This window comes from Streptomyces hygroscopicus subsp. hygroscopicus (assembly GCF_030269125.1).
In the GTDB taxonomy this organism is placed as follows: Bacteria; Actinomycetota; Actinomycetes; order Streptomycetales; family Streptomycetaceae; genus Streptomyces; species Streptomyces hygroscopicus_C.
Genome location: NZ_BSSM01000007.1, coordinates 351,700 through 373,923 on the forward strand (window position 1 = coordinate 351,700; position 22,224 = coordinate 373,923).

The 22,224-nt window shown below is 74.1% G+C and carries 23 protein-coding genes; 13 read left to right on the plus strand and 10 right to left on the minus strand.

The features are described 5' to 3' along the window. Positions 1–211: 211 nt before the first annotated feature. Entirely contained in the window at positions 212–1,546 is a 1,335-nt protein-coding gene (locus QSK45_RS18635; RefSeq protein ID WP_285558219.1) for an SGNH/GDSL hydrolase family protein, read from the plus strand. On the opposite strand, the gene QSK45_RS18640 is transcribed toward QSK45_RS18635, so the two are convergent. Genes QSK45_RS18640 through QSK45_RS18650 form a run of 3 tightly spaced genes read right to left on the minus strand, consistent with a single transcriptional unit; the run spans position 1,486 to position 4,987 of the window. Then, positions 1,486–1,848: a UBP-type zinc finger domain-containing protein gene (locus tag QSK45_RS18640; RefSeq protein WP_285558220.1), complete on the minus strand. Its 363-nt coding sequence runs from the start codon at positions 1,846–1,848 to the stop codon at positions 1,486–1,488. The two genes, QSK45_RS18635 and QSK45_RS18640, sit on opposite strands and share 61 nt — an antisense overlap. Continuing rightward, a complete protein-coding gene (locus QSK45_RS18645; RefSeq protein ID WP_285558222.1) occupies positions 1,845–3,314 on the minus strand; it encodes an ATP-binding protein in 1,470 nt (489 codons plus the stop codon). Before QSK45_RS18645 ends, QSK45_RS18640 begins: the two co-directional genes overlap by 4 nt. Continuing rightward, positions 3,311–4,987, minus strand: a complete 1,677-nt coding sequence (locus QSK45_RS18650) for an FAD-dependent oxidoreductase (protein ID WP_285558300.1) — start codon at positions 4,985–4,987, stop codon at positions 3,311–3,313. The genes QSK45_RS18645 and QSK45_RS18650 overlap by 4 nt, the downstream gene beginning before the upstream one ends. Positions 4,988–5,252: 265 nt before the next feature. Here QSK45_RS18650 and QSK45_RS18655 point away from each other — a divergent pair, with 265 nt between their 5' ends. After that, a complete protein-coding gene (locus QSK45_RS18655) occupies positions 5,253–6,119 on the plus strand; it encodes a universal stress protein (RefSeq protein WP_285558223.1) in 867 nt (288 codons plus the stop codon). A 7-nt stretch (positions 6,120–6,126) separates the two neighbouring features. On the opposite strand, the gene QSK45_RS18660 is transcribed toward QSK45_RS18655, so the two are convergent. Both QSK45_RS18660 and QSK45_RS18665 read right to left on the minus strand, forming a co-directional pair. Then, positions 6,127–6,900 (minus strand): MBL fold metallo-hydrolase, encoded by a 774-nt coding sequence (locus tag QSK45_RS18660; protein WP_285558224.1) that lies wholly within the window; start codon positions 6,898–6,900, stop codon positions 6,127–6,129. Between the two features lie 87 nt (positions 6,901–6,987). Continuing rightward, a complete protein-coding gene (locus QSK45_RS18665; protein ID WP_285558226.1) occupies positions 6,988–7,617 on the minus strand; it encodes an alpha-ketoglutarate-dependent dioxygenase AlkB in 630 nt (209 codons plus the stop codon). 114 nt (positions 7,618–7,731) lie between these two features. On the opposite strand from QSK45_RS18665, the gene QSK45_RS18670 reads away from it, so the two are divergent. Together QSK45_RS18670 and QSK45_RS18675 are read left to right on the plus strand one after the other, a co-directional pair. After that, positions 7,732–8,367, plus strand: coding sequence for a TetR/AcrR family transcriptional regulator (locus QSK45_RS18670; RefSeq protein ID WP_285558228.1), 636 nt, complete (start codon positions 7,732–7,734; stop codon positions 8,365–8,367). Positions 8,368–8,383: 16 nt separating this feature from the next. Further along, positions 8,384–10,057 (plus strand): FAD-binding dehydrogenase, encoded by a 1,674-nt coding sequence (locus QSK45_RS18675; RefSeq protein ID WP_285558230.1) that lies wholly within the window; start codon positions 8,384–8,386, stop codon positions 10,055–10,057. Here the strand turns inward: QSK45_RS18675 and QSK45_RS38550 are convergent. Beyond that, positions 9,970–10,503: a DUF488 family protein gene (locus tag QSK45_RS38550; RefSeq protein ID WP_490993584.1), complete on the minus strand. Its 534-nt coding sequence runs from the start codon at positions 10,501–10,503 to the stop codon at positions 9,970–9,972. The two genes, QSK45_RS18675 and QSK45_RS38550, sit on opposite strands and share 88 nt — an antisense overlap. A gap of 127 nt (positions 10,504–10,630) precedes the next feature. Here QSK45_RS38550 and QSK45_RS18685 point away from each other — a divergent pair, with 127 nt between their 5' ends. The 5 genes from QSK45_RS18685 (at position 10,631) to QSK45_RS18705 (ending at position 15,957) form a co-directional block, all read left to right on the plus strand. Then, positions 10,631–12,049: a M1 family metallopeptidase gene (locus tag QSK45_RS18685; RefSeq protein WP_285558231.1), complete on the plus strand. Its 1,419-nt coding sequence runs from the start codon at positions 10,631–10,633 to the stop codon at positions 12,047–12,049. Between the two features lie 42 nt (positions 12,050–12,091). Further along, positions 12,092–12,826, plus strand: a complete 735-nt coding sequence (locus QSK45_RS18690; RefSeq protein ID WP_285558234.1) for a L,D-transpeptidase family protein — start codon at positions 12,092–12,094, stop codon at positions 12,824–12,826. 20 nt (positions 12,827–12,846) lie between these two features. Next, on the plus strand, positions 12,847–13,542 hold the full coding sequence (locus QSK45_RS18695; protein WP_285558236.1) for a response regulator transcription factor: 696 nt from the start codon (positions 12,847–12,849) through the stop codon (positions 13,540–13,542). After that, positions 13,539–15,416, plus strand: a complete 1,878-nt coding sequence (locus tag QSK45_RS18700) for a sensor histidine kinase (protein WP_285558238.1) — start codon at positions 13,539–13,541, stop codon at positions 15,414–15,416. The genes QSK45_RS18695 and QSK45_RS18700 overlap by 4 nt, the downstream gene beginning before the upstream one ends. Positions 15,417–15,507: 91 nt before the next feature. Then, entirely contained in the window at positions 15,508–15,957 is a 450-nt protein-coding gene (locus tag QSK45_RS18705; protein ID WP_285558239.1) for a DUF6098 family protein, read from the plus strand. Positions 15,958–15,970: 13 nt separating this feature from the next. Here QSK45_RS18705 and QSK45_RS18710 read toward each other — a convergent pair whose 3' ends face one another. Continuing rightward, complete coding sequence (locus tag QSK45_RS18710; RefSeq protein WP_285558241.1) at positions 15,971–16,222, minus strand: WhiB family transcriptional regulator; 252 nt, start codon at positions 16,220–16,222, stop codon at positions 15,971–15,973. A 148-nt stretch (positions 16,223–16,370) separates the two neighbouring features. Beyond that, entirely contained in the window at positions 16,371–17,252 is an 882-nt protein-coding gene (locus QSK45_RS18715; protein WP_285558305.1) for a LysR family transcriptional regulator ArgP, read from the minus strand. 69 nt (positions 17,253–17,321) lie between these two features. On the opposite strand from QSK45_RS18715, the gene QSK45_RS18720 reads away from it, so the two are divergent. Next, entirely contained in the window at positions 17,322–17,942 is a 621-nt protein-coding gene (locus QSK45_RS18720) for a LysE/ArgO family amino acid transporter (RefSeq protein ID WP_285558243.1), read from the plus strand. A gap of 77 nt (positions 17,943–18,019) precedes the next feature. Continuing rightward, complete coding sequence (locus QSK45_RS18725; RefSeq protein ID WP_285558245.1) at positions 18,020–19,318, plus strand: MFS transporter; 1,299 nt, start codon at positions 18,020–18,022, stop codon at positions 19,316–19,318. A gap of 54 nt (positions 19,319–19,372) precedes the next feature. Here QSK45_RS18725 and QSK45_RS18730 read toward each other — a convergent pair whose 3' ends face one another. Both QSK45_RS18730 and QSK45_RS18735 read right to left on the minus strand, forming a co-directional pair. Then, complete coding sequence (locus QSK45_RS18730) at positions 19,373–19,828, minus strand: cyclic nucleotide-binding domain-containing protein (RefSeq protein ID WP_285558247.1); 456 nt, start codon at positions 19,826–19,828, stop codon at positions 19,373–19,375. A 335-nt stretch (positions 19,829–20,163) separates the two neighbouring features. Continuing rightward, complete coding sequence (locus QSK45_RS18735; protein ID WP_285558250.1) at positions 20,164–20,406, minus strand: hypothetical protein; 243 nt, start codon at positions 20,404–20,406, stop codon at positions 20,164–20,166. A 123-nt stretch (positions 20,407–20,529) separates the two neighbouring features. On the opposite strand from QSK45_RS18735, the gene QSK45_RS18740 reads away from it, so the two are divergent. Both QSK45_RS18740 and QSK45_RS18745 read left to right on the plus strand, forming a co-directional pair. Beyond that, complete coding sequence (locus QSK45_RS18740; protein ID WP_285558253.1) at positions 20,530–20,946, plus strand: ATP-binding protein; 417 nt, start codon at positions 20,530–20,532, stop codon at positions 20,944–20,946. A gap of 412 nt (positions 20,947–21,358) precedes the next feature. Then, complete coding sequence (locus QSK45_RS18745; RefSeq protein ID WP_285558256.1) at positions 21,359–22,198, plus strand: SigB/SigF/SigG family RNA polymerase sigma factor; 840 nt, start codon at positions 21,359–21,361, stop codon at positions 22,196–22,198. Positions 22,199–22,224 lie beyond the last annotated feature (26 nt).

The following is a 22,224-nucleotide window of genomic DNA, read 5'->3' on the forward strand; positions in this document are numbered from 1 at the left end:
CCGCGCGGGGCATCCGCATGTCCGGGCCCGTGCGGGGCACCGGGACCGACCGGAGCCACCGGCGGACTCCACGACGCCGAGCCGGCGAGGAGGCGAGCGGATGACCACCCACCGAGGTGCGGTCCGGTCCCCGCGGCGGGACCATGGCCTGCGTGGGACACGCGGGTACGTCCGCGGGGCCCCGCCCGGGTTCCGACGGGCCGGTCGCCTCGTGAACGGCCGGTTCGGGCGCGGCTGCCGCGTCGCCGCCGCCCTGCTGACGCTCGCCGCCTGCCAGTCCGGGCCCGCCCGCGTGGCCGCCGCTCCGACCGGCACGCCCGGCCGGTCCTCCGGCGTGCTCACCTGGGCGGCGAGCGCCGAGCGGCTGGGCAGGGGCACCGCGGGCGCGGAGTACCGGATGATCGTGCACACCAGCGTCGGCGGCGGCGCCCTGCGGGTCCGCTTCACCAACGCCTTCGGCGACCGCCCGCTCACCCTCGACGACGTCTACGCGGGCCCGCGCGCCCGGGGCGCCGCCCTGCGTCCCGGCGCCAACCACGCCCTGACCTTCGGCGGCGTCCGCCGGATCACCCTGCCCGCAGGCGCCGTGGCCTGGAGCGACCCGCTGCCCGGCCGGGTGCCCGCCGGCACCGACCTCGCGGTGAGCCTGCGCACCCCGGACGCCGTCGGCCCGGCCAGCGGCCACGAGTTGGCGCTCCAGACGTCGTACCTCGGGCAGGGCGGGGGCCACACGGCCGAGGAGGGCGGCGGCCACTGGACGCTGACCACCGGCTCCTGGTGGTACGTCGACGCCGTCGCCGTGCTCCCCGACCGCCCGGCCACCGGTGCCGTGGCCGCGCTCGGCGACTCCCTCACCGACGGCCGGCAGTCCACCCCCGACCGCAACCGCCGCTGGCCCGACCACCTGGCCCGGCGCCTGCACTCGGCTCGCGGCCCGGTGCAGGGCGTGGCCGACGAGGGAATCTCCGGCGACAAGATGCTCGCGGACGGCGCGGGCGACGGCGCCGGGCAGAGCGTCCTGCACCGCTTCGACCGGGACGTGCTGTCCCAGCCCGGGGTGCGCACCGTGGTCCTCTTCGCCGGCGTCAACGACCTCAAGGCCGGCACCGGCGTCACCGCGGCCGATCTGGTCGCCGGGTACCGCCGGCTGGTCCGCCGGGCCCACGCCGCCCGCCTGTGCGTGGTCGCCGCCACCCTCAGCCCCTTCAAGGGCTGGCCGGAGTGGGACCGGAAGGCCGAGGCGGTGCGCCGGGAGGTCAACCGATTCCTTCGCGGGAGCCGGGAGTTCGACGCCGTCACCGACTTCGACCGGACGCTGCGCGACCCCCACGACCCCGAGCGGCTGCGGCCCGACTACGACGGCGGCGACCACCTGCACCCCGACGACCGGGGCATGCGCGCCCTGGCCGACACCGTCGACCTGAACCGGCTCGACTGCGCGCGCCGAGGCTCGGCCCGGCGTCCGCCCCAGCGCTCACCCCGCCGTCATCCCAGCGTCCGCGCCCAGTCCTCGGGCACCCGTCCCGCGGGACCTGGCACCGGCTGATCGGCGGGATGATGGGCCGGAGGGGCGAGTTCGGGGCCTGTGAACAGCTCCTCGGTGGCGTAGTTCCAGAACCACTCCTCGTCCGGTTCGAAGCTCCGGATCACCGGATGCCCGGTGTCCCGGTAGTGCGCCGTGGCGTGCTTGGCGGGGGAGTCGTCGCAGCAGCCGATGTGCCCGCACCGGGCGCAGCGGCGCAGGTGGAACCACCAGCCGCCCGCCGCCTCGCACTCCACACAGCCGGTGCCGCTCGGCGGTACGTCCGGTTCGATGCCCTCGGCTTCCGTGCCCTCGACGCCGCTCATACGGTCTCCTCCGTTCGCTCCTCGCCCGCGTCGGGCTGTCCGGCGGCCAGCGGCAGCAGCACCTGGAAGCGGGTGTCGCCGGGCTCCGAGTCGACCCGCAGCGTGCCGTGGTGTTTGTCGACGACGATCCGCCAGGAGATGTCCAGGCCGAGCCCGGTGCCCTCGCCCACCGGCTTGGTGGTGAAGAACGGGTCGAAGATCCGGCCCTTGATCTCCCGCGGGATTCCGGGTCCGGTGTCCCGGAACTCCACCAGCACCCGCTCGTTCTCGCGCGCGGTGCGCACCGTCAGCGTGCCCTCGCCGCCCGAAGCCCGCATCGCGGAGACCGCGTTGTCGATGAGGTTGGTCCACACCTGGTTCAGCTCGGCGGGGTAGGCGGGCACCGGCGGGAGCGCCCGGTCGTACTCCTTGACCACGTGGATGCCGGAGCCGATCTTGCCCGACAGCATCAGCAGCGTGCTGTCCAGGAGTTCGTGCACGTCCACCGCCCGGTACGGCGCCCGGTCCAGCTGCGAGTACTGCTTGGCCGCGTCCACGAGGTGCGAGATGCGGGTGGTGGAGTCCTCGATCTCGTTCATCAACAACTCGGTCTCGACGGTGTAGTCGAGCCAGCCCATCGCGCCCGGCAGGATCTCCTCGTCCACGGCCGCCGCGACCTGCTCCAGCCAGTCGACGTCGAGTCCCGCCTGCACGAAGGCCGGTGCCAGCTGCCAGCCGTTGTCGATGCCGTGCTCGTCCAGCCAGTCCCCGAGCAGGTCCTCGCGGTCGGCGGCTTCCAGCGGACTCAGCGCCGGCGCCTTCGCCACCCGCTCGGCGGTGCGCTCCTGGATCTCGATCAGGCTCGCCAACGCGTCGCGCGAGAACGGCCCTTCGGCGATCACGGCCAGCTTGCGCCGCATCTTCGCCACCCGCTCCCGCAGGGTGGCGGTGGCCCGCACGGCCGCGGCCGCGGGGTTGTTCAGCTCGTGCGTCAGGCCCGCCGACAACGAGCCGAGCGCCAGCAGCCGCTCCCGCTGCCCGATCGCGGCCTGGGTGTTCTTCGACCCGAAGAACAGGCCCTCCAGCAGGTGCACGGCCATCGGGAACCAGGCGCGCATGACGTCCGCGAAGATGTCCGCCGGCAGCACGAAGAACCGCGTCGGCTCCGTGACCCGCATCGAGTTGGTGTACACCTGCCGCACCCGGTCGCCCAGGTACGCCTGCATCGCGCCGCCGTACACCCCGCGCTGCGAGGTCCGGGCGACCTCCACGTCGTCCCCGCCGACCCGGCGCGAAATCACCGCCGTGCCCTCGATCATCACGAAGAAGCAGGTCGCCGGGTCGCCCTCGGTGTACACCGGGCCCGGCTGGAACAACTCCACCCGCCCCTCGGCGCACAGCCGCCCCAACTGCTCGGCACCGAGCTTCTCGAAGAGGAACAGGGACCGGATCTCCTTGGGGTCGCACGGCATGATCCGCCCGCTCATGACTGCTCCAGGTACCGGTGGACGAGCATGACGGCCATCGCTCCCTCGCCGACGGCGGAGGCGACGCGCTTGGCGGACTCGGCGCGCGCGTCGCCCGCCACGAAGACCCCGGGCACGCTGGTCTCCAGGTGGTACGGCGGACGGTCCAGCTCCCAGCCGGCCGGCGGCCGGCCGTCGGCGGTCAGATCGGGCCCGGCCAGGATGAAGCCGCGCTCGTCGCGCAGCACGCTCTCGCCGAGCCAGTCGGTGAGCGGGGCCGCGCCGATGAACACGAACATCCACTGCGCGTCGACCCGTTCGGTCTCCCCGGTCTCCGTGTGGCGCAGCGTCAGCTGCTCCAGATGCCCCGCGCCATGGGCCGCGTCCACCACCGTGCGGCAGCGCACCCGAATGTTCGGCGCCTCGTCGATCTGCTGGATCAGGTAGTACGACATCGACGCCGACAGGTCCGCCCCGCGCACCAGGAGCGTCACCGACTTGGCGCCCCGGGCGAGGTACATCGCCGCCTGGCCCGCCGAGTTGGCGCCGCCGACGATGTACACGTCCTGGCCCTGGCAGCCGGCCGCCTCGGTGAGCGCCGAGCCGTAGTACACCCCGCAGCCGGTCAGGTCGGTGCAGCCCCGGGCCTCCAGTTGCCGGTACTGCACGCCGGTCGCCAGGATCACGCTGTGCGCGGCGATCGCCGTGCCGTCCGCGAACCGTACGACCCGGGCGGCGCCGCACGTCTCCAGTCCCGTCACCTCGCGCGTGGTCAGGAGCTCGGCGCCGAACCGGGACGCCTGCCGCCGCGCCCGGTCGGTGAGCTGGGCGCCGGAGACTCCGTCGGGGAAGCCCAGGTAGTTCTCGATGCGGGAACTCTGCCCGGCCTGTCCACCGGTGGCCGAGCGCTCCACGAGCACCGTGCGCAGCCCCTCCGAGGCCCCGTACACCGCCGCGCCGAGCCCGGCCGGGCCGCCGCCGATCACGACGAGGTCGTAGAAGTCGGCCGTCGGCGTCGTCGCCAGGCCCACCCGCGCGGCCAGTTCGGGCGCCTCCGGCTCGACCAGCGCCGCGCCGTCCGGGGTGACCACCACCGGCAGCCGCTGCCCGTCCTGCCCGGCGGCGGACAGCAGCCGCTGCCCCTCCGGCTCGTCCACCGAGTACCAGCGGTACGGCACCTGATTGCGGGCCAGGAACTCGCGCACGTCCGAGGACCGCGCCGACCAGCGGTGCCCGACCACCTTGGTGCTGGGCACCGGCCGGTGGTCGCTGCGCAACCACGCCTGGAGCAGGTCGTCCAGGACCGGATAGAGCTTCTCCTCCGGCGGGTCCCACGGCTTGAGCAGGTAGTGGTCGAGATCGACCACGTTGATCGCGTCGATCGCCGCGTTGGTGTCCGCGTACGCGGTCAGCAGCACCCGCCGCGCCCCCGGGTACACGTCGAGCGCCTGCTCCAGGAACTCGATGCCGTTCATCCGCGGCATGCGGTAGTCGGCCAGGATCACCGCCACCGGATCGCCGCGCAGCTTCAGTTCGCGCAGCGCCTCCAGCGCGGACGGCCCGGACTCCGCGCGCACGATCCGGTACGCCGCCCCGTAGCGGCGTCTGAGATCGCGGGCGACGGCGCGGGAGACTCCCGGGTCGTCGTCCACGGTCAGGATGACGGTCCGCGTCGCCTCGGCGGCCGGTGTCATCGGGGCCTGTGTCCTGGGCGCGGCCTCTGTCATGGGTCTCCCACCCCGAGCGTCGGAATCCCGCGGCCCGGTGGCGCTGGGAACCACCGCACCGGTACGCGCCCATCGTATGTTCGATCGCCCGGCCTCGCCCTGGTGTCCGTCCGGCTCCGCCCGGTTGCCCGGGGCCGCCACGGAAGACGGAGGGCCGGGGTCCGCCGGTGGCACGCCGTGTCCGATAGTGGCACCAGCAGCATGATCGGGCGGCACGACGAGGAGGCCACGCATGACACGGGCGATCACGGCAGGGCTGGACGGCACGGAGGAGAGCCTGGCCGCGCTGGACTGGGCGGCCAGGGAGGCCGTGCGCCGGGGGTCGCCCCTGCGCGTCCTGCACGCCTGGCACTACGCCGACAGGCTCGCCGAGGCCGACCGGGACACCCAGCGGGGGTGGGCCGAGCAGGGCGTCGCGGAGGCGGTGCGCCAGGTCGCCGAACGGCACCCCCGGCTCACCGTGAGCGTCGAGGTGGTCGAGGAGGACGCCGTAGAGGCGCTGGGCCGCGCCACCCGGGACGCGGAGATGCTGGTGCTGGGCTCGCGCGGGCACGGACCGGTCGTCGGCTTCCTGCTGGGCTCGGTCGGACAGCACGTCATCGCCGAGGCCACCCGGCCCGTGGTGCTGGTGCGCGCCGGCGACCGCCCCGTCCTGGAGGCCGCCGGGCGCGAGGTGGTGGTCGGCCAGCACGGCGATCCCGAGGACAGCGCGGCCGCGCTGCGCTTCGCCTTCGAGACGGCGGCGGCCCGCGGCGCCAGCGTGCGCGCCGTACGGGCGTGGACCCTGCCGCCGGTCTTCGCCTACAGCCCCGGCTCGCTGAGGTTGCTGGACGAGGCCGGCGGTCTCGAACCGTACGAGAAGCAGGCACTGGCCGACGCGCTGCGGCCCTGGCGGGAGCGGTTCCCCGGGGTGCCCGTGGCCGAGCAGGTGGAGATGGGCAGCGCCGGGCAGGTGCTGCTGTCGCTGGCCGGGCGCGCCCAGCTGATGGTCGTCGGCCGCCGCGCCCGCCGCACCGCCGTGGGGGCCCGCATCGGCTCCGTCGCGCACGGGGTGCTGCATCACGCCGACTGCCCCGTGGCGGTGGTCCCGCACGAGTGACCCCGCGTCAACTCCCGTCACGGCGACGGGACGTGCGGGTGGCCCGGTCGCGGGCCAGTTCGGCGGCGGCGCGCACCGCGCCCCGGTGGACCGGGCCGTGGCCGGGCAGCAGGGTGTCGCCGTCGAGCGCGGCGATCACGTCCAGGGAGGCGAGGACCCCGGCGCGCTCGTGGTGGAAGAAGCCCGGCAGCAGCTGCGGCCCCTTGACCCACGAGACGGCGTGCCCGCTCACCAGGGCGTCGCCGGAGATCACGATGCCGGCCTCGGGCAGGTGGTAGACGCAGTGCCCGTCGGTGTGGCCGGGTGTGTGCACCGGTACCGGGCGGCCCGGCAGGTCGAGCGCGCCCGCGCCGGGGAACGGCTCGGGTGCGGTGACCGGGTTGTGCTCCATGCCGCCCACCTTGATGACGTGCGCCGCCCAGGGCAGCATGCCCGGCCGCCAGACGTTGCGGACCACGTCGCCGATGGTCGCCTGGTGCAGGAACTCCCGCCGTGCGTGCGGGACCTCGGCCGGATGGAGGTAGACGGGCGTGCCGTGCGTCGCGCGCAGGTACTCGGCCGAGCCCAGGTGGTCGTTGTGCGCGTGGGTGATCAGCACGGCGGATACCGCCTCCGGTGAGCCGCCCACCGCGGCGAGGGACTCCAGGACCCCCGGCCGGTCCCCGGGGTAGCCGGTGTCGATCAGGGTGATCTCGTCCGCGTCCTTCAGGATCACCCAGTTGACGTTGTTGCCGTGCACCAGATAAGTGCCGTCGGCGACTTGATGTACCTCTGCCCGCATGGTCCCTCCGCGCCCGAGTGCGAGTGATCTTCGGGGGCACAGCCAACCAGATCCGCCGCCGCGGGGCGCAAGGGGGCGGCCGCTTTCTCAGCGCACTCCGTGCGGCCGGAACTGGACACTGATCCGCGGTCCGGCCGCCCGCGCCGTCTTGGGCACGCAGTGCTCCCAGGTGCGCTGGCAGGAGCCGCCCATCACGATCAGGTCGCCGTGCCCGAGCGGTCGCCGCACCGCCGCCCCGCCCCCTCCGGCCGGGCGCAGCAGCAGATCGCGGGGCTCGCCCACGGAGAGGATCGCGACCATGGTGTCCTCGCGGGCGCCCTTCCCGATCCGGTCGCCGTGCCAGGCGACGCTGTCCCGGCCGTCGCGGTAGTAGCACAGCCCGGCGGTGGTGAAGGGCTCGCCCAGCTCCCCGGCGTAGTGCCGGGACAGGGCGGCGCGGGCCTCGTCCAGCACCGGGTGGGGGAGCGGGTCCGCGGCTCCGTAGAAGGCCAGCAGGCGCGGTACGGCGACGACGTTGTCGTACATCTTCCGGCGTTCCGCGCGCCAGGGGACCTCCGTCGCGAGCTGTTCGAACAGGGCGTCGGCGCCGGTCAGCCAGCCGGGCAGGACGTCGATCCAGGCGCCGGCGCCCAACACGGTGCGGCGCAGCCCGTCGAGGGGGCCCAGGCGCAGTTCGTCGGTCTGGTCGAACAGGGAGCCCTGGAGGTGCGTGGCCATGGGGCAAGCCTATCGCTATTCGAAAATACGTTCCATTGCGATCATCGGTTCGCGGCCCCCTTTCGATACATCGATGTATCGGATACATTCGCGTATCCAACGAGAGGTGGCGCCATGCAGGAGACCGCCGGACGCGTCACCCGGCGCCGGGCGAACACCCGTGCCCGACTGCTCGGCGCCGCGTTCCGGGTGTTCGCGGCCAAGGGGTTCGGGCACGTCTCCATCGAGGAGGTCTGCGAGGCGGCCGGGTACAGCCGGGGCGCCTTCTACTCGAACTTCGCCACCCTGGACGAGCTGTTCTTCGCCCTCTACCAGGAGCGTGCCGACCTCATCGCCGCCCAGGTCGCGGGCGCCCTCGCCGAGGGCGGCCCCGGCCTCGACGTACCGGCCGCGGTGGACCGCGTCACCGAGGTGCTGCTGCTCGACGTGGACTGGCTGCTGGTGAAGACCGACTTCCTGGTGCACGCCGCCCGTGACCCGGAGGTGGCCCGCGTCCTCCTCGACCACCGCGCCCGGCTCCGGGAGGCCGTCGCCGACCGCCTCTTCCGGGCCCGCGCGCACGTCGGACTGCCCGCCGTGCTCGGCGACGTGGCCGACGCCGCGCACGCCGTGGTCGCGGCCTACGACGGCGTCACCGTCCAACTGCTCCTGGACAAGGACGTCGAGCACGCGCGGAGCTGGCTCAAGCAGCTGCTCACCGCCCTGCTCACCGACGGCGGCGGCACCTCCCCCTGCACCACCACCCACTGAGGAAGGACCTCCCCGCATGGACGCGGACGTCATCGTCGTCGGAGCGGGCCTCGCCGGTCTGGTCGCGGCCCACGAACTCACCAGCCGGGGGCGCCGGGTCGCCCTGGTCGACCAGGAGAACACCGCCAACCTCGGCGGCCAGGCGTACTGGTCCTTCGGCGGCCTCTTCCTCGTGGACTCTCCCGAACAGCGCCGCATCGGCATCAAGGACTCCTTCGAACTGGCCTGGAACGACTGGCGCGGCAGCGCGCAGTTCGACCGGATCGAGGACGAGGACTCCTGGGCGGTCCGATGGGCCCGCGCCTACGTGGAGTTCGCCGCCGGCGAGAAGCGCTCCTGGCTCCAGGGGCACGGCATCGAACTGCTGCCCACCGTCGGCTGGGCCGAGCGCGGCGACCTCAGGGCCGACGGCCACGGCAACTCCGTGCCCCGCTTCCACATCGCCTGGGGCACCGGCACCGGAGTGGTCGAGCCCTTCGTGCGGCACGCCCGGCAGGCCGCCCGCGACGGACTGCTGACCTTCTACCCCCGCCACCAGGTGGACGACCTCGTCATCGAGGACGGCACCGCCCGCGGCGTGCGCGGCACCCTCCTCGCCGCCGACGACGCCCCGCGCGGCGTCGCCTCCAGCCGCGAGCGCGTCGGCGACTTCGAACTCACCGCCGGGGCCGTCGTCCTGACCACCGGCGGCATCGGCGCCGACCACGACATGGTGCGCCGCCACTGGCCCGCGCGGCTCGGCACACCCCCCGCCGAGATGGTCACCGGCGTCCCCGCGCACGTGGACGGCCGCATGCTCGACATCAGCGCGGCGGCCGGCGTCCGGCTGGTCAACCGGGACCGGATGTGGCACTACACCGAGGGCCTGCGGAACTGGGACCCCGTCTGGTCCGGCCACGGCATCCGCGTCCTGCCCGGCCCCTCCTCCGTCTGGCTCGACGCCCTCGGCCGCCGGCTGCCCGACCCCTGCCTGCCCGGCTACGACACCCTCGGCACCCTCAGGTACCTGCGCACCACCGAGGACATCGCGGAGCACGACCACTCCTGGTTCATCCTCACCCGGAAGATCATCGAGAAGGAGTTCGCGCTCTCCGGCTCCGAGCAGAACCCCGACATCACCGCCAGGGACCGCAAGGCGGTGGTGCGCAACCGGCTCGTGGGCAAGGGCGCACCGGGACCGGTGCAGGCGTTCCTCGACAAGGGCGCCGACTTCGTCACCGCCGGCACCCTGGAGCAGCTGGTCGAGAAGATGAACGGCCTCACCGGCAAGCCGCTGCTGGACGCGGCCGAGGTGCGCCGCCAGATCGAGGCCCGCGATCTCCAGATGGCCAACCCCTACAGCAAGGACTCCCAGGTCCAGGGCATCCGCAACGCCCGCCGCTACCTCGGCGACCGCCTCGGCCGGGTGGCCGCGCCGCACCGCATCCTGGACCCGGCCGCGGGCCCCCTGATCGGCGTACGGCTGCACGTGCTGACCCGCAAGACCCTCGGCGGCATCCAGACCGACCTCGACTCGCGCGCCCTCGGCGCCGACGGCACCCCGATCGAGGGCCTGTACGCGGCCGGCGAGGTGGCCGGCTTCGGCGGCGGCGGGGTGCACGGCTACAACTCGCTGGAGGGCACCTTCCTCGGCGGCTGCCTGTTCTCGGGACGCGCCGCCGGCCGGCACGCGGCCCGGCACACCGGCTGACCCCGGCCGAGCAGCTCAAGGAGCACCCGGGCGTGGCCGTGCTCCGGCGTCCTCGTCGCCGTCGGCGGGGACACCAGCCCCCTGCGGAGCGGCGTCCGCGGGCCGTCGGGCGGCGCGGCGGCCCCGGGGCCGTCCGGTTCCGCCTCGTACCGGCCGCGGAACTCCGCCCACGAGACGCCGTGGAACCAGCCGCGCGGCCCGGTCGGGGCAGGGAGCCGCTCGGGCCGTTCGGCGACGTGCGCGGCCACCTCGGCGGGGCCGCGCGGCCGCAGCCGGTCGACCAGCACGCGCGGGCCGTCGTCGGCTCGGGCGGTGCACGGCTTCGGCGTACGCGCGCGCTCACGGTCGGGCCCTCCCCGGCGGCGGCCGCTTCCGGCGGGCGTACGGCGACGGCCCGGGACGCGCCGGGCGGCGGGGCGGGGGTGGCACGCGCGCGACGGCGACAGAGCGGATCTGGCATGTCCCGGGCGGCGAGACGGCCCGGGACATGACCAGAATGAGAGGGAGACCCGGAGACGCCGGCGCCTCTACTCTGTGGGCCAGCCGAGCACCAGCCACTCCCGAGGAGCGCACGTGACGCCACCCCGCAGACAGCCCGCACGCCGCCGGACCACGGTTCTCGGCCGCAGGGCGGTCCTCGCCACCGTCCCCGTCGCGGTGGCCGCGCTCGTCGGCGCCGGACCGGCCGGGGCGGGCACCACCGGCGCGGCCGGCGCCGGAGACCCGTACTTCCCGCTCAGCGGCAACGGCGGCTACCACGTGCGCCACTACGACCTGACGCTGCGCTACCAGAACGGCGGCCGCATCGACGGCACCGCGGTCCTCACCGCCCGCGCCACCCAGCCGCTCACCCGCTTCGACCTCGACCTCAAGGGCCTGACCGTCGGCGGCGTCACCGTGGACCGCACCGCCGCCGCCGTCAAGCGCGCCGGCCAGGAACTCGTCGTCACCCCGCGCCACGCCCTGCGCGCCGGACAGGACTTCAAGGTCACCGTCACCTACCACGGCACCCCGAAGCCGGTCACCGACCCCGACGGCTCGCCGGACGGCTGGATCCCGACCGACGACGGCGCCTTCGTCGCGAACCAGCCCCAGGGCGCGATGACCTGGTTCCCGGCGAACGCCCACCCCAAGGACAAGTCGTCGTACGACTTCACGATCACCGTGCCCGAGGGCCGCACCGCCGTCGCCAACGGCGCCCTGCTCGGGCAGCGCACCGTCAAGGGCGAGACCACCTTCCGCTGGCGGGAGACCCAGCCCATGGCCGCCTACCTGGCCACCGCCACCATCGGCACCTTCCGTGTCCAGCGGTACACCACCCACGACGGCATCCAGGTCTTCGACGCCGTCGACCCGCGCGAGGCCAAGGCCGCCGCGCCGGTGCTCAAGCAACTGCCCTCGGTCCTTGAGTGGGAGAGCAAGCTGTTCGGGCCCTACCCGTTCAAGTCGGCCGGATCCATCGTGGACCACGCGGACGTCGGCTACGCCCTGGAGACCCAGACCCGCCCGCTCTACGACTCCGCGCCCGACATCTTCACGCTCGTGCACGAGAGCGCCCACCAGTGGTACGGCGACTCGGTGTCGCTGACCTCCTGGAAGGACATCTGGCTCAACGAGGGCTTCGCGACCTACGCCGAGTGGCTCTACTCCGAACAGCACGACGGCGACAGCGCCCAGAAGACCTTCGACGACCTCTACGCCCGCCCGGCGGGCGACGAGCTGTGGTCCTACCCGCCCGGCGACCCGGGCAGCGGCGAGAACATCTTCGGCACGCCCGTCTACGACCGCGGCGCCATGGCCCTGCACGAGCTGCGCAAGGCGGTCGGCGACCGGACGTTCTTCACGATCCTGCGGGCCTGGGCCACCGAGCACCGCGACGGACACGGCACCACCGCGCAGTTCGTGCGGCTCGCGGAGAAGGAGTCGGGCAAGCGGCTGGATCCCCTCTTCCACACCTGGCTGTTCACCAAGGGCAAGCCGAACAGGGCCTGAGTTCTTACCGATTCCACATAACTGTCGGCCAAGCTCGACAGCATGATCAACCGCAGAACCGCTGTCGCGCTCCTCGCCTCCCCGCTGCTGCTCACCGGCTGCGGCGGTGGAGGCGCGGAGGGCGGGCGCCGGACGCGGCCCACCCGGCCGGCGCCCGCCAACGGCACCACCTCCCAGGCCGAGCAGTCCCGCCAGGGCATACCCGGGCTCGGCCCCGACCGGTCGGCGGCGATACCGCGGCAGTGCACCCAGGTCGTCGTCGCCACCGGGCACGGGCCCGACTCGCCGAGGTGCACCGTCGTCCTGCACCAGCGCACCGCCGACGGCTGGCGGGCGGGCCCCGATTGGCCCGCGCACAACGCGCTGCACGGCTGGAGCGCCCACCACATGCTGGGCGACCTGCGTTCCCCGCTCGGCGTCTACACCCTCTCCGACGCCGGAGGACTGCTGCCCGACCCCGGCAGCAGGCTGCCGTACCACCGGTCCGCCGGATTCCACTCGCCCGGCACGGGCTTCGAGGGCGAGCCCCTGGACGGCTCCTTCGACTACGTCATCGCCATCGACTACAACCGCAAGCCCGGCACCTCGCCGCTGGACTGGACCCGCCCGCTCGGCCTCCGGCGCGGCGGGGGAGTGTGGCTGCACGTCGACCACGGCGGCCCGACCCATGGCTGCGTCAGCGTCTCCGAGGGGCACATGAAGGACCTGCTGCGCACCCTCGACCCGGCCCGGCATCCGGTCGTCGCGATGGGGTACGCCGACTGGCTCGCGAGGTGAGCCGCTTAGGATCCGCACTTGTGTGCGCACATGTGCTGGTCGCCGAGGACGACGAGAAGCAGGCCGAACTGATCCGCCGCTCCCTGCTGGCCGAGGGACACACCGCGACGGTGGTGCACGACGGCGCGGCCGCGCTCGCCGCGGCCCGCCGGCTGCGGCCCGGCCTCCTCGTCCTCGACCTGATGCTCCCGGTCCTGGACGGCTTCGGCGTCTGCCGCGAACTGCGCGGGCAGGACGGCGAGCTGGAGGTCCCCGTGGTGATGCTCACCGCCCGTTCCGGCGAGGACGACCTGCTGCTCGGCCTCGACCTCGGCGCCGACGACTACCTCACCAAGCCCTACAGTCCGCGCGAGCTGATGGCCCGCATCCGCACGGTGCTGCGGCGCACCGGCGGGGCACGCGGCGCCGATCCCGTGGTGCGGGCCGCGGGCATCGGCGTGGACCCCGTACGGCACGAAGTGCGCTGCGACGGCGCCCCGGTGGACGTCACCCCGGCCGAGTTCCAGATCCTGCTGGCCATGGCGGCCGAGCCGGAGCGGGTCTTCACCCGGCGCCAACTCCTGCACTGCACCCGCGGGTTCGACCGCTCCTCCACCGAACGGGCCGTCGACGTGCACATCATGAACCTGCGCCGCAAGATAGAGGCCGACCCCCGGCGTCCGGTACGACTGCTCACCGTGTTCGGCGTCGGCTACAAGCTCAGCGGCCGGCTGTGAGGCCGCGGACACGGCCCGGCGGCCGGCGCCCGGACGCCCGGCGGCGGATCCCGCTGCGCAAGCGGCTCCTGGTCCGGCTGCTGTCCGTCTCCGCCCTGATCGCCGTCTGCTCGGTGGCGGCCACCGCCTGGCTCGCGGTGACCACCACCACGAGCGCCCTGAAGGAGGAGCAGGGCCAGGACCTGGCCGCCGACAACAGCATCCTCGCCCGGCTCAGCGGCTACGCGGCCACCCACTCCGACTGGTCCGGCGTCCGGCGCTCCGTGCGCGAACTCGCCTCGCGGACAGGGCGCCGGATCGCCGTCACCACCCCCGACCGCACCCTCGTCGCCGACTCCGCGCCGCGCGGCACCCCGCTGCCGCCCCGGCCCGCCGCGAGCGTCGACCCGCTGCGCACCGACACCTACAGCGAGACCGGCGCCCAGCTCAGCGGCATCGACCCGCGCGCCGTCGGCCCCTACCGGCTGCCCGCGGAGGAACGCGCCGAACTCCAGTCGCTGGCCGCCCGGGGGAGGCGGTGCTACGACCGCTACGGCATCCGGACCCATGTGCGGGACACCCCGAGCGGACGCCCCGTGCTCACGGGCACCGACGGCACCGACCCGTCCCGCTACGGCGTGGCGGCGTGCGAGGACGACCGGCTCGACGCCCCCACGCCCACCGAGCGCAGGGCCCTGGACGCTCTGTCCGACCTCGCCCGCCCCTGTCTGAGGCAGGCGGGCCTGGTGGTCGGCGACGGCCCGCTGTTCCCCGCCTTCGAACCGAACGCGGAGGACCACTTCGGCGGCGGCCCCCTGCTCGCCAAGCTCGCGGCCCGGACCGAGGACGCCACCGTGCGTGCGGCCCGGAGCTGCGTGCTCACCGCCCGGCGCGCCCAGTTGGAGCCCTATGTCGCCCCGGCCGCCGATCTCTTCCTCGGCATCGGCGACCAGAACCCCTCCCGCTTCGACATGTCCACGGACAACAAGGCCAAGGTGGTCTCCGCGGCCGGGCTGGTCCTCGCCGTCACCGTCGCCGTGACCGCCGCCGTCGCCGTCCGGCTGGTACGGCCCCTGCGCGCGCTGACCGAGGCCGCCCAGGCCCCGCCCGAGCGGCACGTCAGGGTGCCGGTGACCACCCGGGACGAGACCGGCATCCTCGCGCAGGCGTTCAACGAACTCACCGAGCGCCGTGAACGCCTGGAGGCCCAGCGCAAGGCCATGGTCAGCGACATCGCGCACGAACTGCGCAGCCCGCTCACCAACATCCGCGGCTGGCTGGAGGTGATGCGCGACGGCGTCGTCGACCCGGACCCGGGCCTGCTGGACTCCCTGCACGAGGAGGCGCTCGTGCTCCAGCGGATCATCGACGACCTCCAGGACCTCGCCGCCGCCGACGCCGGCACCCTGCGGCTGCACCGGGAACCGCTGTCCGCCGCCGAACTGCTCGACCAGGTCGCCGCCGCCCACCGGGTCGCCGCCGACGGGGCCGGGGTCACGCTGGTGACCGAAGCCGACCCCGCGGTCTGGCTGGACGCCGACCCGGTGCGGATGCGGCAGGTGCTCGGCAATCTCGTCTCCAACGCGCTGCGGCACACCCCGGCCGACGGCACGGTCACCCTGACGGCCCGCCGGGACCACGCCGACGCGGTGCTCACCGTCGCCGACACCGGGTCCGGCATCGCCGCCAAGGATCTGCCGCACGTCTTCGAGCGCTTCTGGCGCGCCGAGAAGTCCCGCAGCCGCCGCACCGGGGGCAGCGGCCTCGGGCTGCCGATCGTCCGCCATCTGGTCGCCGCGCACGGCGGTACGGCACGGGCCGCGAGCGGGCCCGGCGCGGGCGCGGTGTTCACGCTGCGCCTGCCGGCGACCCAGGCGCCGGGCGAGGAGCCGTGAGGGGAGGCACGGCGGCGGGAACCGTGGGCGGACGTCGTACCGGAAGGCCGACGTCCGGTTCCGGGTGTGCGCCGTGGGTACTCCGAAGGCCATGAGCGCACCGGACTGCCTGCCGACCGTGTCCACGCTCGCCGAGGCCGCCGATCTGGTCGCCCGGCACCGTGGCCTGTACGTGCGCTGGTCCAAGGGACCCGGCGTGGACCTCGACACCGTCTCCAGCACCGACGAGCTCACCGGGGTCCCCATGCCCGGACTGTCCGCCAACCCCCTCGACGTCGAGGACTGGTGGGGCGACCGCTCGCCGGAGCTGTGGGTGGCCCGCCGCCTGTACGACTACGCGCACCTGCCGCACGACAAGGGCCCCGGCGTACGCCCCTGGCTCCTCACGGGCCGCGAGACCGGCCGGGGCCCCGACAACGAGCCGCTGGTCGCCGATGCCGAGCCGCTGTGCTGGATCGCCGACGAGGTGATCGAGGCGGCGCGGGCGGAGGTGGCCCGCCAGGAGCGGGAGTGGGGGACCCTGCGCCGCGGCGGCCGCTGAGGCGCCGCGGGAGTCAGCCCGAGCGCGGCCGGGAGCGGGCCCGGCGGCGCAGCGCCCGGCGTTCCAGCTCGGTGGTGCCGCCCCAGACGCCGATGCCCTGGCCGGTGTCCAACGCCCAGTCGAGGCACCGCTGTTGGACGGGGCAGTGCCGGCACACCGCCTTGGCCCGCTCGGCCTGCACCTGCGCGGGCCCGTTGCTGCCGATGGGGAAGAAGAGATCGGGGTCCTCGTGACGGCACGCGGCATGGTCGCGCCAGTTGTCCATGGAAGTCTCCCGGTCGGATCGGAATGGTCCGCGCCCTGTCGAACGCGTATGTCGAAAGCGGGTGACCGGTCGGCGCGGCATGAAACGGCGCGAGCGCGCAAGAGGCGGGAATCCGGCCACGCGCACCGGACTTCGGCCATCCCCGGCCTCAGGCCCGCAGCGCCGCCGCCGCCGTGGCCGTCACCGCCTCGGCCAGCGCCGCCAGCGCGGGGGAGTGGAGCTTCCACTGCTGCCAGTAGAGGGTGACGTCCATCCACGAGCCGGGCGCGAGGTGGCTCAGCAGGCAGTCGTCCAGCAGGGGACGCGCCTGGACCTCGGGGACCATGCCCCAGCCGAGGCCCGCGGCGACGGCGTCCAGGAAGCCCTCCGAGGTGGGCACGTGGTGGCGCAGCGGCCCGGCCGAGACACCGCCCAGCCGGCGGACGTAGCCGTCCTGGAAGTCGTCCTTGCGGTCGAAGACCACGACGGGCGCCGCGGCGAGGGCCTCCACCAGGGGCCGCCCGGCGACCCTGGTGCGGGCGAACTCCGGCTCCGCGACCGGGAGGTAGCGCATCCGGCCGAGCGGGCGCGCCGTGCAGCCGGGCACCGGGTCGGGGGACGAGGTCACCGCCGCCATCACCAGACCCTCGCGCAGCAGCACCGCCGTGTGGCCCTCGTCCTCGCGGTGCAGCTCGAAGCAGAGCCCCGGCGCACGGCTCAGCGCGGGCAGGAACCAGGTGGCCAGCGAGTCCGCGTTCACCGCGACCGACACGCGGGTGGGTTCCCCGGTTCCGTCGAGCCCCAGCTCGCCCCACGCGTCCCGCTCCAGCCGGGCGAGCTGGCGGGCGTAGCGCACCAGTACCGCGCCGGACTCCGTCGGCCGTACCGGTTTGGTCCGTTGCAGCAGCACCCGCCCGGTGCGCTGTTCGAGCGCCTTGACCCGCTGGCTGACCGCCGACGGCGTCACCCGCAGCGCGGCGGCCGCCGCGTCGAAGGTGCCCTCGTCGACCACCGCGAGCAGCGTCCGTACCTGGTCCAGGGGAAGGTCCATCACGACAGCTAAGGATACGTAAGAAACTTTAGCTGTACTTGGGACGCCGGTGTCCCTAGCTTCGAGTTCATGAACCACACCGCCCTGACCGCCGCGGCCGCCGGCTTCGGCACCGGCCTGTCCCTGATCGTCGCCATCGGCGCCCAGAACGCCTTCGTCCTGCGCCAGGGAGTGCGCCGGGACGCCGTGCTCGCCGTGGTCGGCATCTGCGCGCTGTCCGACGCCGTGCTCATCGCGCTCGGCGTCGGCGGCGTCGGCGCGGTCGTGGTGGCGTGGCCGGGCGCGGTCAGGGCGGTAGGGATCGTCGGCGGCGTCTTCCTGCTCTGCTACGGCGTGCTCGCCGCCCGCCGGGTCGTACGGCCCGGCGGGGCCGGACTGACCGTGGAGGGCGAGGCGGCCGGGTCCCGGCGCCGCGCGGTACTCACCTGTCTCGCGATGACCTGGCTCAATCCGCACGTCTACCTGGACACCGTGTTCCTGCTGGGCTCGCTCGCCGCCGACCGGGGACCGCTGCGCTGGACGTTCGGGCTCGGCGCCGCGCTCGCCAGCCTCTGCTGGTTCACCGCGCTCGGCTTCGGCGCCCGGCTACTCGGCCGCCACCTGGCGCGGCCCGGCGCCTGGCGGGTGCTGGACGGTCTGGTCGCCCTCACCATGCTCGTGCTCGGCGTCTCGCTGCTCGCCGGAGGCTGAGACGGATCTCTCCCGCCGGTCCGATGAGATGGTTAGGCTCTCGAATCGAAAAGATGTAACGAGCAACCAGGACATCCGTGAACACCAGCGAGAGCAGTACCGAGACCGGCAGCGACGCGCCATCGGCCGACACTCCGCCCCACCGCGGCTGGCGCCGCTGGGCGATGGACACCCGCCCGCTGCGCATCCCCGCCTACCGGCGCCTGTGGTCCTCGACCATCGTGACCTCCGTCGGCAGCCAGCTCACGGCCGTCGCCGTACCCAAGCAGATCTACGACATCACGCACTCCTCCGCCTGGGTCGGCTACGCGAGCCTCGCCGGGCTCGTGCCCATGGTGGTGTTCGCGCTGTGGGGCGGGGCGGTCGCGGACACCGTGGACCGGCGCAAGCTGCTGCTGGTGACCAACATCGGGATCGCGGTGACCTCGCTGCTGTTCTGGGCGCAGGCGGCCACCGGGCTGGACTCCGTCGTCGTCCTGATGGCGCTGCTCGCGCTCCAGCAGGCGTTCTTCGGCCTCAACTCCCCGGCGCGCAACGCCTCCATCGCCCGGCTGGTACCGGCCAGGGAACTGCCCGCGGCCAACGCGCTGAACTCCACCGTGATGCAGACCGGGCTGGTGGCGGGCCCGCTGCTCGCCGGGGTGCTCATCCCGGTGATCGGACTGCCCGAGCTGTACCTCGTCGACGCCCTCGCGCTCTGCGTCACCGTGTGGGCCGTCTTCCGGCTGCCCGCGCTGCCCCCGCTCGGCGACGCCCCCGCGCGCCGCGCCGGGGTGCGCGAGATAGCCGAGGGGTTCCGCTACATCTCCCGGCACAAGGTGCTGCTGCTGTCCTTCCTCGCCGACATCGTCGCCATGGTGTTCGGCATGCCCCGCGCGCTGTTCCCGCAGCTGGCCGCGCAGACGTACGACTCCTGGGGCGAGGGCCTCGCGCTCGGCGTGCTGTTCGCCGGCATCCCGGTCGGCGCGGTGCTCGGCGGGCTGTTCTCGGGCGTGTTCTCCCGGGCCCGCCGGCACGGCTGGATGGTCATCGGGGCGGTCGTCGGCTGGGGCGTGGCCATCGCCGGGTTCGGGCTCAGCGGCAACCTCTGGATCGCGCTGGCCTTCCTCGCCGCGGCCGGCATCGCCGACATGGTCTCGATGGTGTTCCGCGGCGCGATCCTGCTGTCGGCCGCCACCGACGAGATGCGCGGCCGGATGCAGGGCGTCTTCACGGTCGTGGTGGCGGGCGGCCCGCGCCTCGCGGACGTGCTGCACGGCACCGCCGGCTCGCTGTTCGGCCCGCGCGCGGCCGTGGCGGGCGGCGGTGTGCTGGTCGTCGTGCTGATGCTGGCCTTGGCGGCGGCGGTGCCGGCGCTGCGGCGGTACCGGATCTGAGGGACCGCTCCGGGCGCGGCTCACGGCGGGTCGCGCCCGGAGCGGGGCCGCGGTCTACAACGGGCTGCGGCGGCCCACCGTGTACTGGTCCATCAGCTTGCCGCGGGTGGTCTCCAGACGGTGGGCGAGGATCTCGGCCACCGAGCGCACCAGCGAGAGCCCGAGCAGCGGGTCCTCCACGCACAGCGCGAGCACCGAGGGCCCGTCGAACTCGTAGGCCCGTACGTTGCTGAAGGCCACCGAGCCGAAGTCCCACTGGTACGGCGGGAAGAGCCAGGACCAGCCGAGCAGGTCGCCCGCGCCGAGCGTGGCCACGGTCACCCGCTGTCGCGAGGTGACCTGCTGGTCGAGATGGACCGCGCCCGAGCGGATCACCCAGAACCGGTCGGCCGTGCCGCCCGCCTCGAAGATGCGGGTGTCCTCCGGGAAGGACACCTCCTTGGCCAGCTCCATCAGGCGTTCGCGCTGCGCCTGGGGCAGGGCGGTCAGCAGTTTTATCGCTTTGGTCATGGCGCGGGCTCCTCGCCGGCGGCGGTTCGGGTGCTGCGGTGCCTCTTCCGGGGGCCGGGTGCTGCTTCCGGGGACCGGGCCCCCGTCGTGCGTACACCCATTTCAGCCGCTGGCGGCGGGCAGGGCACCTCGAAGGACGCGGATTTCTTCGGAGCGGTCGCCGTCCGGGCAGGAAAAAGCCCTGGCTGGACGGGGGAAACCAGCCAGGGCCGCTGAGGGGGACGACGGCGGGCTCCCTGGCCTCTGCCGTCATCAGGTATGTATGAACGATAAACCATTCGAGGCGCGTTCGGGAAATCGCGCGCCGGCTCGGTGAGCCGTCTCACGTCACCGCCCTACGTGACCCGTCTCGCGCCCTCCTCCTCCGCCGGGTGCGCGCCCGGTCTGACGATCTCGTCCAGCACCCGCAGCACGGCCTCGTACGCCCGTGCCCGCGCCTCGGCCTCCCGTGCGCCGCCCGGGTCGGTGGCCGTGACACTCCGTGCGCGGTCGGCCCAGCGCCGCTGTTCCTCGGCCGCGCGGTCCCTGCCCCGCTGGAGGCGGCGCAGCAGTTCGTCCGCGTCCACGACATCGGTCATGCGGTTCGGGTACCCCGTCGGGACGCGGTGATGACTTCGGCACTCCGCGTGTTTGGGGGCGCCGCTCGGGGTCAGCCGGAGGGGGAGAGAGCGCGATCCCGGCACCGTCCAGGGAGGGAAGGGATGCCAGACACGTACTCCACACCCGTCGGGGAACCCCAGCACCGACCGCCGCGCCGCCCGGCCGACGCCCGCAGCGCGGTACGACGTGTCGTCGCCGAACGCTGCCGGGCCCGCCATCTGCCGCTCGACGCCGAGGCCATGGACGACGCGCTGCTGGTCACCTCCGAACTCACCACCAACGCCATCCTGCACGGCGGCGGGATCACCGGCTTCGACGTCGACGTCGACTCCGGCGGCGTCCGCGTCTCGGTGAGCGACCGCAGCACCGATCTCCCGGTCGCCCAGGCGCCCCCGTCCGGCCGTCCCGGACGCCACGGCCGTGGCTGGCCGATCGTCTGCCGCCTCTCCCGCTCCGTGGACGTCTCCGAGCTGCCGTGCGGCGGCAAACGCATCACGGCGGTCGTGCCGCTGGGGTGAGGGGCCGTCCGGCCGTGAGGCGGGACCGTCCGCGCCGGTCGGCGAGCAGGCGGCCGCCCGATGATCATAGGCGGCGCACCCGCGGCGCACCGTGACCCGCGGTTTCCCGGTGCCCCGGGTTCGTCTGCGCAGGCCGCCCCGTCCGCGATCGGGCATGGGCCGCGGTACCCCGCTCCCCCTCCTCGCCCGCGCCGAAGGATTCCCTCCGCCAAGGGTGTTTGCCCACCGGACCGGGGGGCAGACGGAATCTCGTGCTTCGGACCGGAGGCGCGCGCCCAGCGGGAACGTTGGATGACTGGGCCCCCTTCCGGCGGGCCCCGGCGCTCCCGCGGCAACCCTGACAAGCACCGTTCGGGCCACGAACCGGAATCTTCCGGCAGGGCCCAGACACCACGTTCAGGAGCGATTCCGCATGCTGACCGACATGTCGACAAGCCGTCCCGGCACGCCCGACACCGCCACCCGGACCGGGCGCCGGAGCCACGACGACGCCCCGGAGACCGCGGAGCTGTTCGCCCGGCTTGCGGCCCTGGACGAGGGTCCCGAGCGGGACGCCGTACGCGATGAACTGGTCGCCGCCTGGCTCCCCATGGCGCACCGCATCGCCGGCCGGTTCCGCGACCGCGGCGAGTCCGTGGAGGACCTGCGCCAGGTGGCCGCGCTGGGCCTGGTGAAGGCCGTCGACCGGTACGACCCCTCGCGCGGCGCGTTCGAGAGCTACGCCGTGCCGACCATCACCGGCGAGGTCAAGCGTCACTTCCGCGACCGGATGTGGGCGCTGAGGGTCCCCCGCCGGGTGCAGGAGCTGCGCAACCGGGTGCGCGTGGCCCGCCGCGAACTGACCCAGAACCCCGGCAGCCCCGAACCCACCGTCGCCGCCCTCGCCGAGCACACCGGACTCGGCGAGGACGAGGTCGCCGCCGGCCTGGAGGCGCTGGAGAGCTTCAGCACGCTGTCGCTCGACGCCGAACTGGCCGGCGGCGACGACGGCTACAGCCTCGCCGACACCCTCGGCGCCACCGACACCTCCTACGACGTCGTGGTCGACCGCGAGGCCGCCAAGGAGGGCCTGCGCCGGCTGCCCGAGCGCGAACGGGCCATCCTGTACATGCGCTTCTTCGAGGACATGACACAGAGCCGCATCGCCGACCAGCTCGGCATCTCCCAGATGCACGTCTCCCGGCTGATCAGCCGCAGCTGCGCCCGCGTCCGCGAGGAGGTCCTGGGCCGCCACTCCGGCGGGGCCGCGTGAGGGCCCGCCGCCGGGACGGGCGCCGG